This window comes from Parasphingomonas puruogangriensis (assembly GCF_036663635.1).
GTDB lineage: Bacteria > Pseudomonadota > Alphaproteobacteria > Sphingomonadales > Sphingomonadaceae > Sphingomonas.
Genome location: NZ_JAXOJI010000001.1, coordinates 533255 through 546224 on the forward strand (window position 1 = coordinate 533255; position 12970 = coordinate 546224).

9 protein-coding genes are annotated in these 12970 nt (G+C 62.3%); 1 reads left to right on the top strand and 8 read right to left on the bottom strand.

Annotated elements, in window-relative coordinates:
- Window positions 1-29: 29 nt before the first annotated feature.
- The 5 genes from U1739_RS02840 to U1739_RS02860 all read right to left on the bottom strand — a co-directional run bounded on the left by U1739_RS02840 (window position 30) and on the right by U1739_RS02860 (window position 7376).
- Complete coding sequence (locus U1739_RS02840; protein ID WP_332703778.1) at window positions 30-2156, bottom strand: TonB-dependent receptor; 2127 nt, start codon at window positions 2154-2156, stop codon at window positions 30-32.
- Between the two features lie 219 nt (window positions 2157-2375).
- Window positions 2376-3470: an alpha/beta hydrolase gene (locus tag U1739_RS02845; RefSeq protein ID WP_332703780.1), complete on the bottom strand. Its 1095-nt coding sequence runs from the start codon at window positions 3468-3470 to the stop codon at window positions 2376-2378.
- 132 nt (window positions 3471-3602) lie between these two features.
- The gene (locus U1739_RS02850; RefSeq protein WP_332703782.1) at window positions 3603-4607 is read right to left on the bottom strand and encodes a LacI family DNA-binding transcriptional regulator; all 1005 of its coding nucleotides are present in this window, start codon (window positions 4605-4607) and stop codon (window positions 3603-3605) included.
- 95 nt (window positions 4608-4702) lie between these two features.
- Window positions 4703-6004, bottom strand: coding sequence for an SGNH/GDSL hydrolase family protein (locus tag U1739_RS02855; RefSeq protein WP_332703784.1), 1302 nt, complete (start codon window positions 6002-6004; stop codon window positions 4703-4705).
- A gap of 463 nt (window positions 6005-6467) precedes the next feature.
- Entirely contained in the window at window positions 6468-7376 is a 909-nt protein-coding gene (locus tag U1739_RS02860; protein ID WP_332703786.1) for a LysR family transcriptional regulator, read from the bottom strand.
- A gap of 90 nt (window positions 7377-7466) precedes the next feature.
- Here U1739_RS02860 and U1739_RS02865 point away from each other — a divergent pair, with 90 nt between their 5' ends.
- Window positions 7467-8435 carry an NAD-dependent epimerase/dehydratase family protein gene (locus U1739_RS02865; protein WP_332703788.1) on the top strand — a complete coding sequence of 323 codons (969 nt, stop codon included), beginning with the start codon at window positions 7467-7469 and terminating at the stop codon, window positions 8433-8435.
- Between the two features lie 151 nt (window positions 8436-8586).
- On the opposite strand, the gene U1739_RS02870 is transcribed toward U1739_RS02865, so the two are convergent.
- Genes U1739_RS02870 through U1739_RS02880 form a run of 3 tightly spaced genes read right to left on the bottom strand, consistent with a single transcriptional unit; the run spans window position 8587 to window position 12967 of the window.
- Window positions 8587-9813 (bottom strand): DUF3644 domain-containing protein, encoded by a 1227-nt coding sequence (locus U1739_RS02870; RefSeq protein ID WP_332703790.1) that lies wholly within the window; start codon window positions 9811-9813, stop codon window positions 8587-8589.
- Window positions 9814-9815: 2 nt separating this feature from the next.
- Entirely contained in the window at window positions 9816-11513 is a 1698-nt protein-coding gene (locus tag U1739_RS02875) for a restriction endonuclease subunit S (RefSeq protein ID WP_332703792.1), read from the bottom strand.
- Complete coding sequence (locus U1739_RS02880; RefSeq protein ID WP_332703794.1) at window positions 11510-12967, bottom strand: type I restriction-modification system subunit M; 1458 nt, start codon at window positions 12965-12967, stop codon at window positions 11510-11512. The genes U1739_RS02875 and U1739_RS02880 overlap by 4 nt, the downstream gene beginning before the upstream one ends.
- Window positions 12968-12970 lie beyond the last annotated feature (3 nt).

The window sequence follows — 12970 nt, forward strand, 5'->3', positions numbered from 1 at the left end:
GCGATATCGTGCCCACCGTCGCACCGCTCTTAATGCGGGTTCACGCGGAAGCGCAGGCCGATAGTGCGCGGGGTCGGGCCGGAGCCGGATAGCGGCCCGGTCGTGCCGATGAACGTCGGTCCCCGCTCGTCGGCGAGGTTGTTGCCGACCAGGGCGAGTTCCCAATCGTTGTGGCGGACGCCCATCGTAAGGCCAACCTGATTATAGGGGCGCGCCGTATTGCCGTTGGTCTGTATACGGTCGCCGCTGTGGCTGAACGACAGGTTGCCGAAACCCTCGAAGTCCGGGACGATATCGCGACTGTAATTGACGTCGATGCGATAATTGTTGTCGAGCGTGTTGAGCAAGCGCGCGCCGGGGCGGAGCAACGGTTGCGCCGCCGCGACCGTCGCGTTGACCGTGTCGTATTTGCTGTCGTTGACGTTGCCGACGAAGCCGAGATTAAGCCCCTCGAGCGGCGTGCGCCAATGCACTTCCAGATCGATCCCCTTGGTGGTGGCGTCACCGAAATTCGCATAGCCATCGACGTTGTCGATACCGCCGGTGACCGAGGTCTGCAGATCGGTATATTCGAGCTGGTAGAGATTGAGGCCGACGGTCAACGCGCGGCTCGGGCTGCGCCATTTCAGGCCGAACTCGTAATTCTTGGTCGATTCGGGATCGAGCGCCACGCCGACCGGAACGCCAGCCAGCGCAAGCGATTCGACCTGCACGCGCGACTGTACGATGCCGGGGCGAAAACCGGTCGACGCAGAGACGAACATCGTCAGGTCGTCGCTCGGCAGATAAGAGAGATTGAGGCGCCAGGTGCGAACGCTCTCCTTGGTCGGCACGGTTGCCGTGGCATCGACGAAGGCGCGTTTGTCGTGATAGGTGCGCAGCCCCACCAGCGGTACGAGCTTGCCGTCGAACAGGTCGTAGCTAACCTCGCCGAACACCGCGTAGTTCTTGGTCGTCGTATTGTTGTCGGCGTTGATCACCACGCCAGGCAGCGTGAGCGCATTGACCTGCGGGCCGCTGCCATTCTGATACGAACCGCCGATCACCCAGTGGAACGGCCCGGCGCCGTTCGAGTTGACGCGCAGTTCCTGCGCAAACATTTTCGGCAGGAATTGGCTGGAGAACGAGCCCGCCGGCGATAGCGGAATGTTGATCCCGAATTCACCCTTCAAATAGCTCGTCGCGCTGGTCACGCTGAAAGCCTTGAAATCGACTGTCGCGGTCAGGCTCAGCAACGTGAAGTCGCCGTTGGAAAAGCCATCCTGCCCGGCGGTATTTTCGAAATAGGGCGGCTCGACCGAGGCAGTGAAGCCGGTGAAGTTCTGCCGCGGCCGGAAATTCCAGTATTGCGCGCGAATATTGACGTTATCCGCCGGCCGGGCCAGCACGACAACGCGCAGATCGTCGTTCTTGGCGGAGTTGACGCCCTTCTGGTCGGGCGTGCCGTCAAAGGCGCCGAAATAGGCATCGGCCCAACCGGACTCGCGCGAGAAACCGCCGCTGACGCGAACCGCCAACACATCCTTGACGAGCGGGATGGAAATCGCGCCGGCGACGCCGTAGTTCAGCCCGCCGGCACCGAGCGTCTTCGAGGATTCCGCCTCGAACGCATAATCGATTTTCTTGAGATCTGGATCGCGCGTGTGGAAGATGAACACGCCGCCGGACGAGCCCTGGCCGTAGAGCGTGCCTTGCGGGCCGCGCAGCACTTCGACGCGCTGGATGTCGATAAAGCGCACCGGCGGCGCAATGCCGAAATTGGTGACGATGAACGGCGCGTCGTCGAGATAATAGCCGATTGGGGAATCCCCGTTCTGGGTAACGGCGCCGCGCAAATTGTAGAAGCGCGAGCCGTTCGACTGACGGAAGCCCTCCGACGCGCCAGGCACGCTGGAGACCAAATCGCCGACTGTGGTGATGTTGCGTTCCTTTAGCTCTTCGCCGCTGAACGCCTGGATCGCGAGTGGGACACTCTGCAGTGTCTGCGCGCCGGATTTGGACGCGGTGACGACGATGTCCTGGCCTTCATCCGGGCGGGCGTCCGCCTGGTCGGTGGGCTGCGGCGTCTCGGTAGTGGCGGTTTGTGCCGATGCCGCCGACGCTATCAGGCTTCCTGCAAGTGCGATCGTCGCAACGGTGCTGCGAAGCATCATCATCATCCCTCTCCCTGTTTTTATAATTTCAATCGATTGCATAAACTCGACCGGCTGGATCGTCAAGCAAACCGGGCGCCGAATTACGAGCGTCGGATTGTGGCTACCAAATCACTGCAATCGTTTGCTGTCGCGGATCGGTCGCGCCGGGCCGCGCGCCGGGAATGTCGGCAGCCACGCGGCGGGCTTGCCGGAGCCGTGCCCGGCAAGCCCGCCCCTTCGCTATTTGGCGGCGTGGGCGAAGGCGCGGCGCAGCGCTTCGATCTTGGCACCGGTGAATTGCTTGGCTTGTGGGCTGTCGGGTGCCAGCTGATCGAAGCCGTGGAATGCGCCTGGGATGACCAGCAACTCGGTCGGCACGCCGGCATCGTTGAGCCGATGGGCATAGTCGATATCCTCGCCGGCGAACAAATCCACCCCGCCGACTTCGATGAACGTGGGCGGCAATCCGGCCAGGCTCTTGGTGCGCGCGGGGACGGCGCGGGCAGGGACCGACGCGGTGCCGGGCTGTTGCCCGAGAAAGGCGCGCCAGCCATATTGGTTTTCCGATGAGCTCCAGCCGACCGTGGCGATATGCGCGGGTGCCTTCACCACGCCGCCGGTGCGATCGTCGAGCATCGGATAGACCAATGCCTGGAACAAGATCGGGAATTCGCCGCGGTCGCGCGCGGTGATGGCGAGCAATGCTGCATGGCCGCCGCCGGCGCTTTCGCCGGTCAGGGCGATGCGGCTGGGATCCAGCCCGAGTGCCGCGGCATTCCGGTTCATCCAGCGCAGCCCGGCATAGTTATCTTCCATCGATCCGGCGAAATCGGTTTCGGGCGCAAGGCGATATTCGACCGTCACGATCACGCAATCGAGTTCGCGCGCGATGTCCTGCAGACGGCGGATATCAGTCGCTGCAGTGCCCAGGATGAAGCCGCCGCCATGTGTGTGGAGAATGCCGGGACGGCTGGTGCCGGCCTTCGCGTTGATCACGAACACCTTCACTTGCGGTGCGCCCTTGGGCCCCGGGATCATCTGTTCGCTAACGGGCACATCGGCCTGCCGCTCGGCCGGCGGCGGGCCGGCGGGACGATTGCGCGACGCGAGCACCATCTTCTCGTCGATGTTGCCCATCATCTTGGAAAATCCCATCGCCTTGCGCGCAGATTCCTGCAGTTCGGGCGCTATCGGCCGCAATTTGGCAGCGTCGTCGGATGACGGTGCGGCCGTGGTGGCGGGCGCGGGGGCCGCCATCTGCGCCTGGACGCCGGCAGCGGCCAACGACAGTGCCAGCGCGGCCAGGCCGCTATACCCCTTAATGTTTCTCGTCATGATCGCTCTCCCGGGTGTTCGTTACCTCATCCCCGTCCGTCATCGGCGCGCGGTATGGCCTTCGTTGTTGGGGTGCACCGTATTGGCAATCGATTGCAAGTCAATCGCCATCCGTGCTTGCGTCACGCGGGGTCAGGTGCTTCCCCGTACGATCAATTCGGGATTGAGGATCGTCGATCCGGTAGCTTCGCCCGCGATACGCTTCATCAGGCTGCCGACGAGATGCGCGGCGCCCGCCGCGATATTCTGCCGCACGGTCGAGAGCGGCGGCGCGCTGGTGCGGGCGACGTACAGATCGTCGTACCCGACCACCTTCACGTCGCCCGGCACGGAAATGCCGCGCGTCGCCAGCACCTGGATCGCGGTAAGCGCGATCAGATCAGAGGCAGCGAAGATGCCGTCGGGACGCACATCCGTCTGGCTCAGGAAATCGTCGATGTCGGAACCGCTGACCTCGGACGCGAAGTGCGTCGGGGTGTCGACCAGCACGATATCGTCGCGCGCGCGGATGGCGGCCTTAGCACCTTCCAGTCGCAGCGACGGCTCGATCGCCTGCGTGTTGCCCAAAAACACGATCCTTCGGCAGCCGCGCTCGATCAGATGCTGCGTGGCGATCCGGCCGCCCAGATAATTGTCGGTGCCGACCGAACAATGGATCTGGCCCTGGACGAAGCCGCCCCAGGCGACCAATGGCAGGTAATCGCCGGCAATGCGATCCAGCACCACCGATTGATCGGATTGGCCGATGACGATGAAGCCATCGACGCGATCGGCATCGATCAGCTTCGATAGCCAATTGTCCTGATTGGGAATGACGCGCGACAGGACGAGATCGAAGCCGCGTTCGGTGAGTTCGTCGGCAAGATAGCCGATGAGCGTCATGAAGAACGGATCGGACAGATGCTGACCGCGATCATGACCGAGCGGCACGACGACGCCGATCGCCCCGCGCTGCTTGGTGCGCAGATTGCGCGCCAATGCGCTGGGACGGAAATCATGCTTCTCGGCAAGCTTGCGGATCCGCTCCGAAGTCTTGGAATTGACCATGTTCTTGCCGGCCAGCGCGCGCGACACGGTCGCCGCCGATACGCCGGCCAATTCGGCCAGATCATAGATAGTTCGGATTTTGCCGGCCAAACCCCATCTCCCAATAGCACATGGGCGCGATAGGGTTGCTGCAACCGCTTTGCAACAAACCTATCCCGGTTGCAGCAGGACGCTACCCCGTGGCGTTACCGGGTGAAAATCCCAAGATCGATCGCCGCCGCCATCGCCGCGTTGCCGGCATCGTTGGGGTGGACGTGATCGCCGGGATCGAACGCAGGGTTGAGGCGGGCGGCTCGCGCCGGATCGCGCACCGCGGCATCGAAATCGATCACCGCGTCGAACTTGCCACTGTCGCGAATCCAGACGTTCAGGGTCTGGCGCAATGCCTCCGTTTTCGCGCTGTATAGCCACAGGCCCTCGGTCGGCGTGATCGTAGCGCCCGCGACCTTGATGCCGTGGCCATGCGCCTGATCGATGAACTGAGTGTAGGCGGCGATCAGTTGCTCGGCCGTCACTGCCTCGCTGGCGGGAATGCCGGGTATGGCGGCGATGTTGATGTCGTTGATCCCCTCCAGCAATACCGCCCACTCCACGCCGGGCCGCGCCAGCACGTCGCGATCGAAGCGAGCGAGCGCCGACAGGCCCGCGCCATCGCGGCGCACGCGATTGCCCGAGATACCCATGTTGATGACCGATAGACCGCGCGTGCGGGGATCGCGTTGCAATCGATCGGCGAGAAGATCGGGCCAGGCGCGCGCGGTATTCGGCGTCGTGCCGTAGCCGTCGGTAATAGAATCGCCGAACGTGACGATCGCGCCCGATGTCTCCGGCGCCTGTACCTCGAGGCCGGTCAGCCAGAAATAGGACCGGTTGGTCTCCGCGCCGGCCAGGCTGGCGTCGCCGGTCCGGTCACCCGTGGCGATCTGCGTTGTGCGCAGCCCCAACGGATGCAGCGTGTTGACCGCCGTTTCGCCCGGCAGGTGGATCGAGACCGCAAGCAGATCGAGCGCTGCCACATCAAGCACCACGGGGTCGCTGATCGCCATCGTGCCCGGCTGGATAACCACCGATGCCTGCCCGGCGAAATTGATCGCGCGATCGGTGCTCGTTGTGATGCCGCCCCCGGCGTCGCTCTTTGCCAAGCGCGCGTGCGCGATCGTCGCTGGTTCGCCGCCCGAGGCGTTGGAGAATTGCACGCGCAACAGGCTGCCGCCGATCGTTGGACGGACGATCATCCGGATCGTCTGATCGACGAGCTTTTCCGGCGTGGGCACGATCGGCGAAGGGGCTGCCGGTGGGGGTGGTGCGGGCTTAATGCTGCCCGCTGGGGGTGGCGGGATGCGCGGGGGCGGCATCGGCGCGAGCTGCTGCGCCGTGCCCCATGCGCTCACCCAGCGATCGCGCGCGACCGCCGTCGTCGCACTTGCCAGGCCGACTATCGCGATCAGCACTGCTGTGCCCCGGCCGATCGCTCTGGTGGTGGTCATTACGCGTTCATTAGCAATTGACGCAGAGGCCGGGGCCGATCGTGAGACCCTGCGCCGGCAAGCAGCGTCGTCCCGTTGGCAGACGTCGGTGACTTCGCCGCCCCGGAATACCGATGCGGCCACAGGCTGGAATTTCCGGAGCGCGATCATGTCTGCCTCACCACTATCGATACCGTTTTCGCAATCGATTGCGATCCAGGTATCATTAGTTGTGGTGGAGGGCAAGTAGCGGGGTGGCCCGCAACCGCAGGATATACAACTGGCGCCGCGGACCGTGGACACTGCTGCACACGATCGGGGCCTCGAACATTAATGGATATCCGAAGGTGGGGAACTGAATCCGCGGCAGGAAGGACCGATAGTGCGTCCAAGCAGCGTTGGCCTATGAGTGGCCATGGCTTGGGAGAGACTTCCGGGGGAGTTAAGGTGTCCGTCGGTGGCGTTGTGCAACGCTCCCCGCGTGTTACGAACCGATCGCGTCGTCAGTCCCGGTGAGCGCGGCGAATTCTTCCACTAGGTCGTCGAATACGACGCGGCAGCGGGGGCTGGTGCGCAGATCTTCGTGCATCACGATCCAGACGTTGAGGTCGACCGCGAAGTCTGCTGCCAGCACGCGAACCAACCCCGGCGCGCGCGCCGCCACCGGTACCTGACAGATGCCGATGCCGAACCCGGCGCGGATCGCAGCAAGCTGCGCCACGTCGCTGTCGATCCGCAGTGCAAAGGAGGCCCGATTGAATGCCGGAAACTGCTCGGCAAAGGCGCGGATCGCCGGCGTTTCGGTGTCGAAGCCGATCAGGTCATGATCGGCGAGATCGCGCAGCGTTACGGGCGTGCCACGCCGCGCGAGATAGTCCACATGAGCATGGAGGCCGAGCGGGATCGGTGCCACCTTGCGTGCGATAAGTGACTGCTGGGTCGGCTGGACCATCCGCACAGCGATATCGGCCTGACGCTGCAACAGGTCGTCGACGCTGTTCGATGCCGAGATTTCGAAGGCGAGCGCCGGATGCTTCTGTCGAAGCCGCGACAGGATCGCCGGCAAATGCTCGGCACTGACAACCTCGCTCGCACTGATTCGCACCGTCCCGGCAATCGCGCCCGCTTGGCCTTCTGCCGTGCGCAGCAGCGCGGCCGACGTTTTTGCCAGCAGCTCAACATAGGGCCTGAGCTCAAGCGCAGCGGCGGTCGGGGTCAGTCCGCGCTGCGACCGCACGAACAGGTCGCGACCGATGGCCTGCTCTAGTGCGTCTATGTGCCGCGCGATGCTGGGCTGGGTCAGCCCGAGCGTGCGAGCGGCGCCAGATAGCGATCCGGTCCGGAGCACAGCCTCGAACGTGCGGTAGAGATCCCAGCTCGGCGGCTTGTTCATGCAAATTCGTATAGCAGGTCCACGTAGATCGGCAATTTCGTTGAGGGCGAAATCGCTGCATTCGCTGTGCACACACAGAGGAGGCGGAAGATGGAACGCAAGATCGCATTGGTACTGGGCGCAACGGGCGGCATCGGCGGCACGGTTGCCCGTCTGCTGGCGGCGCGAGGCTGGCAAGTGCGCGCGCTGCACCGCGCGCCCGACAGCCTGGTAGCGCGGCATTGGTTCGACTGGCGCGCCGGAGACGCGATGGTCGCAGGCGACGTCGCGGCGGCGGCCGACGGCGTGTCGTTAATCGTCCATGCGGTGAACCCGCCGGGCTATCGCAACTGGAACAAGCTTGTTTTGCCGATGCTCGACAACACGATCGCAGCCGCGCGCGTCAACGGCGCCACGGTCGTGCTGCCGGGAACGGTCTACAATTACGGTCCAGACGCCTTTCCCGACGTTGCCGAGGATGCGCCGCAGCATCCGCGGACGCGCAAAGGTGCGATCCGCGTCGAGATGGAGCGTCGCCTGCGTTCGTTCGCGCAGACGGGAGAGGGAAGGGTGCTGATCGTGCGCGCCGGCGACTTCTTCGGACCGGCGGCGGCGAACACGTGGTTCAGCCAGATCGTCCCGCCGGGCAAGCGGCCGACGGCTATCACCTATCCCGGCCGGCGCGGCGTCGGACATCAATGGGCTTACCTTCCCGATGTCGCCGAGACGATGGTGCGCCTGATCGAGCAAGGTGGGCTCGACCCCTTCGCCACGTTCCATATGGAGGGAGTATGGGACGCCGAGGGTACCCAGATGGTCGACGCGATCCGTCGTGCGCTGGGCGATCCCGCGGTGCCGGTGAAGCAGACGCCGTGGTCGATGATGCGGCTTGCCTCGCCATTCGTGCCCATGCTGCGCGAAGTGCTGGAAATGAAATATCTTTGGGATCGCCCGGTCCGGCTGCGGAATGATCTCCTCCGGGCGACGCTTGGCGCCGAACCGCGCACGGCGCTGAACGAGGCGGTTCAGGCGACGCTTGGGTTCCTCGGAGACGGCACCAAGGACGCTTTGGCCGCATGAACGGATGACCGCTTTTAGGCCGCAGTAAGCCTGCCTCGAAGGTCTGGAATTGGGTCCTTGGGGCCACGAGGTAATCGGCCGCTCCCGACCAAAGACGGTCATTCGCTCCAACAATGGTAAATGTCCGGTCCTATCGGAAGCCGCCGACCGGCTAGGTCAGAGAAGCAGCCTGAGCAGTCTTGTACCGTTCAGGATGCTGCTCGCATTCTTCCCGCACGCGGTTTAGCCAAGTATCATACCAGCACCATTGATTGCCGACGGCTATCGCGCCGTAACCCTTCGCCGGGTCTTTCGCGCCGAGACGCTTCCAAAGCCGGGTATGGCTGTCCATCGTAAAGGCGTCGAAGTCCTCGTCCTTTATCGCCTTCACGATGGCGGCGGGAAGATACTTCTTCTTCTCCACCTCTTTCAGCGCCATGTTGAATTTTTGATCGACGTCCGATCCCGACGGCACGATCTCCACAGCAAGATCAGCGCCGGGCGCACGGTTGGCAGTCTTGTGAACCATGAAAACCCGGAAGGCGAACCGAGGGTCGGCCTGCTGCTCCGGTGTCAATTTCTGCTCAAAATTGTCCATCGTGGTTTCGACGTGACGCGGCAGCGTGCCCGCCTTTTTCAGGATCGCGCGCTGATCCGGGCTGAAGGTCACGAATTGCAGTGCGATGGGTAGGCGGCGTTCCAGCGCGTATTGCGCACCGAACATGCTCTTTATGGCGTCGTTAAAGTTGATGCAGCAGGCTTGCAGCTTTGCGCTCAGCGCATCGTCAATTCGGCTGGTCGAGCGATGTTCGATCTCGTGCCGGATTTCCAGCAGCAGGTTCAAATTGTCCTTCGCCCCTTGCTCGATCGGCGAGCGGGCGTGTTTCAGGCACTGGCCCAACTCCCAATATTTTTCTGCACCGCTTGGCGTTTTTACGACGACCTTTTCGCCGTTCACGGTCTTGGTATGGCGGTAGTCGATCCCTTCGCGCTTGAACCAAGCGTGCATCAGGTAGGTCCACGCTATCACGGCGGTGACGATGAATAGTTCGGCGCGGAAGGTCAGGCCCGCGCTGTTGAAGGTATGGACGGCGCTGATCATCGCTTCCCGCGCCTTGATCAGCAGTTCGTCGCCACGCAGGCTGAGGCCCGTTTCCGGATCCACTTCCGGCCACGACGCGATGAAGGCTTCAAGCTCGTCGACGGTCGCCGCCTTGATGGCCGCGTGCTTGGCGTTGCTGCGGATTTCCCCGATAGCGCGGTGATTGATCGAGCGCGTCGGCCGGGTGAAGTAGGCGAGAATGTCCTGGTCGTTCGGCCACCGCCCATCTGCCACCATGGCCTTGATCAGGGCTATCTCCCAGCGCTCAAGTTTATTGCCACGGCGACGAACGGGCATGGTCAGGCTGGCTCCAAGGCGTTGTGCAGGACGGCTTCCAGGAGGCAGGAGCGGGTCTGTTCGCCCATGGTGATGCTGGCTTCAAGTTGATCGCACATGGCAATCAACTCGTTGACCGTACCGACTATGCGCCACTGTTCGGCAACCGGTGGAAGGGGAACCAGAACGGCCCGTAACTTATCTTGCGATATGTTCATTTGCATCACGGCCATGCCCGATTTTGCATCCTCAAGTTGGCGCAAACTGTCTCCTGCGTTCAGGGTAAGCGCTAGGTATTCTGCTGACAAATCACCCAAACCATGAAATCGTATAAGCTTGTCCGAAATCATAAGTCGCGGGCATGGAGTATCGACCACGCAAGACACGCCAACTCGGTTTTTTGGACCTGCGCGCGTCACCAGTACATCGCCAACCTCCGCCTGCATTGCGTGGCGCGGCGATAATTTGCTGGGCAACAGTTTGTGCTGGCTCGGATCGAATGAAAGTGCCTGAACAGCCGTTGTCTTTAATACTCCCCACTGGCTTTCGTCAGTTCGTGGATGATTTTCGCATTGTGGGCTCCATCCTGCATCCATCCCGCGAATGAGTGCTCCAAGCGGGAGCCATGCCCAGTTATCAGGCAAGCGATGGTGGTCCTCGTCCACCTGAACTGACTTCTGAAGCTTTTTGGCCGCGAGGGGAGCGTCCTGCAGGCGAGATAGATATGCCAATGCAGGCTCTTCGCTTGCATCTTGCTCTACCAATTTACCACGCACAGCTAGGTTCAAGATAGTTTGGCGTAGTTGCTTGATCTGGTCGGGGCGGGTGGTGAGTGGGGCGAGGTTGGCCAGCGCGAAGCGGGCTTCTTGGTCGAATGTTTTGCGATCGGGGGTGTTGAGTTTGGCCAAGGTGGACAGGGTGAACGTGTCACGCGCCGCCTCGCGGCTCACCCGCGCCGCCTCAAGCTGATCGCACAGGGCCATCAACTCATCGACCTTGGCGACGATACGGTGCTGTTCTGCAAGTGGAGGGAGGGCAACGGCGATGTTATCCATCCGATTTTTGGGCAATCCGCCACGGCCAGCGCCGGTTTGTTCTTCAAAGATGAATGCCTGAAAATATGGCGAACGAACCAGCAGGTGCAGGAAATCCTCCGTGCCGCACACCGCTAAGCGCAAGATGGCAACATGCTGGCTTACGTTGGCTTCATCGAAGTCATCTGGAACCCGACAGCAGCGTCCCATCGACCCGCCAGTGATGTTCAGTAGCAGATCGCGCGCAAGGACTTTGGTTGACCCCATACGCTGATGGGTTGCGGCATCGATGAAGGCAACGTCATCCAGCCGCAGACCATCGTCATACACGTTTTGCGAACGGAGGAAGGGAATTCCGCTTGATTTGTATACCTCTTTGCCCCCCCGGGGCGTGCTTCCCGAACCTGTCTTTGAGCAAATCTCGCCTACCGCGGTCCAATGCCAACCGGTTCGAAGTTGGAACGGAGGTTCATCAATATCGTGATGGTTGGCAGGCGCCTTTAATCGAAGTTTGGCTTTCTCTGCCGCAATACGCTTCAACAACTCCGCTGCTGGCTCGTCTCCCGCGTCCTGCTCCACCAGCTTACCGCGCACGGCGAGGTCCAGCACGAACCGGCGCAACCGGGCGATGGCATCGGGCGCGTCGGCAATCCGCGCATATTGTTCCAGCAATAGCGCGGCGTTCATCGGGCCAGCGCCTCGGCCAGAATGGCTTGCAGTTGTGCGCGCAGGTCTGCCGTTTTGGCCTCGGCCTGATCCAGCTTTACCAGCAGTTCCGCCGGATCGCCGTGGTTGGCCTCTTCGCTATGCGGGTTCTTGAAATCGAGGTTGTAGCCGCGCGCCTTCACCTCGTCGGCGCTGACCTTCCACGCCTGCGGACCCTCCTCGCGGCCTGTGCGCTCCGCACCTCCCCACCATTCCACGCAAGGCGCGAAATGCTCCACGCGGATCGGCTTGGTCATCGAATAGGCCTTCTGCCCCGCTGGTACCTGATGCTCGTAGAACCAGATGTCCCTGGTTGGCTCGCCCTTCTCGAAAAACAGCAGGTTGGTGCCGATGGAGGCGTAGGGCTTGAACACGGAGTTGGGCAGGCGAACGATGGTGTGGAGGTTGCACTCTTCGAGCAGCGCTTCCTTCAGCCGGGTCTTCACGCCTTCGCCGAATAGGCTGCCATCAGGCAAGACGATCGCTGCCACGCCGCCCTTGCGCAGCAGGCGGATGAACAGGGCCAGGAACAGGTCAGCCGTCTCGCGCGTGCGGAAATGCTGGGGAAAGTTGCTTTCGATGCCGTCCTCTTCCTTGCCGCCGAAGGGCGGATTGGTCAGGATTAGATCGACGCGGTCCTTCTGCTCCCACGAGATGTAGGGGCGCGCCAGCGTGTTGTCGTGGCGCACGAAGCTGGGGTCTTCAACGCCATGGAGCAGCATATTGGTGACGCAAAGCATGTGCGGCAGCGGCTTCTTTTCCACCGCGCGCAGCGATTGCTGCATCAGCGCCTCGTCCTCGGGCCGCTTCACGTAGCGGTCGCGCATGTGCTTCATCGCGCAGGTGAGGAAGCCGCCCGTGCCGCAGGAGGGGTCGAAGATGATCTCGCCCGGTTTGGGGTCGATGCGGTCCACCATGAAGGCGGTGACGGCGCGGGGGGTGTAATATTCTCCCGCATTGCCGGCGGATTGCAGGTCGTTGAGAAGCTGCTCGTAAACGTCGCCGAAATGCTGGCGCTCAGACAGATTGTTAAAATCGATATCGTTGATTTTGTTGATCACCTGCCGCAGCAACTGCCCGGATTTCATGTAGTTATAGGCATCCTCGAACACGTCACGCACGACGCGGCGGCGGTCGCCGGGCTGGCCGGTGGGCTTCAAGCCCTTCATCGCCGAGAACAGGTCTTCGTTGACGAAGGTGAGTAGCGCCTCGCCGGTCAGCCCTTCAGGATCGGCGGCCCAATTACGCCACTGGAATTGCTCTGGAACCGGCGACTGATAGCCATCGCGCATCAGTTCCAATTCCTGATCCTGATCGTCGATTATCTTCAGGAAGAAAAGCCAGCAAAGCTGGCTGATGCGCTGGGCGTCGCCATCGACGCCGCTGTCCTTGCGCATAATGTCTTGAATGGATTTGACGAGAGTGCGAACCGACATTGA